Origin of the sequence: Streptomyces olivochromogenes (assembly GCF_001514115.1) — a bacterium.
Lineage (GTDB): Bacteria > Actinomycetota > Actinomycetes > Streptomycetales > Streptomycetaceae > Streptomyces > Streptomyces olivochromogenes.
In genome coordinates this window covers 1-1648 of sequence record NZ_KQ948524.1, presented here as the reverse complement: position 1 = coordinate 1648, position 1648 = coordinate 1, and the positions used below count along the sequence as shown (strand labels likewise).

2 protein-coding genes are annotated in these 1648 nt (G+C 70.1%); one reads left to right on the top strand and one right to left on the bottom strand.

The genetic code is table 11. The features are described from left to right. Window positions 1-119 precede the first annotated feature (119 nt). Window positions 120-590 carry a hypothetical protein gene (locus tag AQJ27_RS51355; RefSeq protein ID WP_067385992.1) on the top strand — a complete coding sequence of 157 codons (471 nt, stop codon included), beginning with the start codon at window positions 120-122 and terminating at the stop codon, window positions 588-590. Here the strand turns inward: AQJ27_RS51355 and AQJ27_RS51350 are convergent. After that, on the bottom strand, window positions 562-1503 hold the full coding sequence (locus tag AQJ27_RS51350) for an IS5 family transposase (protein ID WP_067385990.1): 942 nt from the start codon (window positions 1501-1503) through the stop codon (window positions 562-564). The two genes, AQJ27_RS51355 and AQJ27_RS51350, sit on opposite strands and share 29 nt — an antisense overlap. Window positions 1504-1648 lie beyond the last annotated feature (145 nt).

Genomic DNA, 1648 nt, shown 5'->3' with positions numbered 1-1648 from the left:
AAGACGCCATCCGCTTTCCGAACGTGATCGTTTAGTTCGGGTGGGTGGGCATGAACTCCCTTTCGTGGCGGGAGAGATGGGCGTGGTTCGTCCGCTCGTCTCGCTCGTGGAGGTGGCTGGTGCCGTCGGTGCTCGGTTTGCTGGAGGCCCGGGAGAAGAAGGTCCGGGAAGAGATCGCGGGGCTGCGGGAGGAGGCCGAGCGGGTGCAGGCCGCGCTCGGCGACGCCGAACGCGCGCTTCAGCGGCTGGTGGATGCCCGGGTGACAGTGGCCGAGGTGCTGGCCGGGCCGCCTTCCGTGGTCACGGAGCCCGCGGGAAGCGCGGTGGCGGGTTCGACGGTGCCCCGGCGGGAGACGGGCATGGCGGCGCAGACCCTCGCGCCGGATTACCAGCGGATCTTGTCGGTCCTGGAGTCCGAAGCGGGCCGGGAGGGCATGCGCTGTCAGCAGCTGGCCGCGGCCCTGGGGCTTGAAGCGGTCCCGGCGAAGGTGGAGGGGCTGCGGTCGAAGGCGAAACGTCTGGTGGAGCGGGGATGGGCCCTGCAGATGCGGCCGGGAGTGTTCACCGCGCTCGTGATGCCGACCGTCTGAATGCTGCGGGGCGGCGTCCGGCCAGGCGGCTGCTCATGAGCATGGTCATCGACCACAGCACCATGGCTTCGTGCATGGCGGGCAGGGTCTCGTAGTCGCGCACCAGGCGACGCGAGCGCATCAGCCAGCTCAGCGTTCTTTCCACCACCCACCTGCGCGGCAGCACCACGAACCCCGTCGTGTCATCGGTGCGCCGGACGATGTCCAGGGTGAGTTGGAGCTTGTCCTGGGCCCAGTCGACGAGCCGGCCGGCATAGCCGCCGTCCGCCCACACCAGGCGGGTGGAGAAGTATTGCCCTCGCAGCCACTCCAGCAGCCCGACGGCGGCGTCGCGGTCCTGGACGCTTGCCGGGGTCACCGCGACGGCCAGGACCAGGCCGAGGCAGTCCACCACCAGGTGCCTCTTGCGGCCGCCGACCTTCTTCCCGCCGTCCCAGCCGGACGTCGGGCGCGGGATGTTCGTCGCTGCCCGCACCGACTGCGAGTCCACGATGGCGGCCGTCGGGTCCGGCAAGCGGCCCTCCTTCCGGCGGACGCGGTCGCGCAGCCGGTCGTGGAGCTCGGCGAGCAGACCCGTCACCTGCCAGCGGCGGGCGAAGGCATGCACGCGCCGATACGGCGGGAAGTCCGCGGGCAGGTTGGCCCACTTCACGCCGTTGTCCACGACATAGCGCACCGCGTCGAGCATCACACGGTGGCAATAGCCCTCCGGCCGCCCGCCCCGCCCCTCCAGCCAGGCCGGAATGGGCAGCAACGGCCGGACGACCCGCCACTCCGCCTCCGTCATGTCGGAGACATAACTCGGGGTGCGCTCCGGCCCGTCCGCCGCGTTGCCGAACCTGTGCGCGAGGCAGTCACACGACGGTGGAAGCGAGTTGGACTCCACACACGCGGACGCGACAGACTGCGACAACAGGGCCTCCTGGTACTCGGTTGGGATCGCACCCCCGAACTACCAAGAGGCCCTGCTGCCATGCGCCGGCCCTCACGCGATCACCCGATCAGGAACCCTGTTCGACCAAGCCATCCCCCTGATCGATAAGCGGATGGCGTCTCAA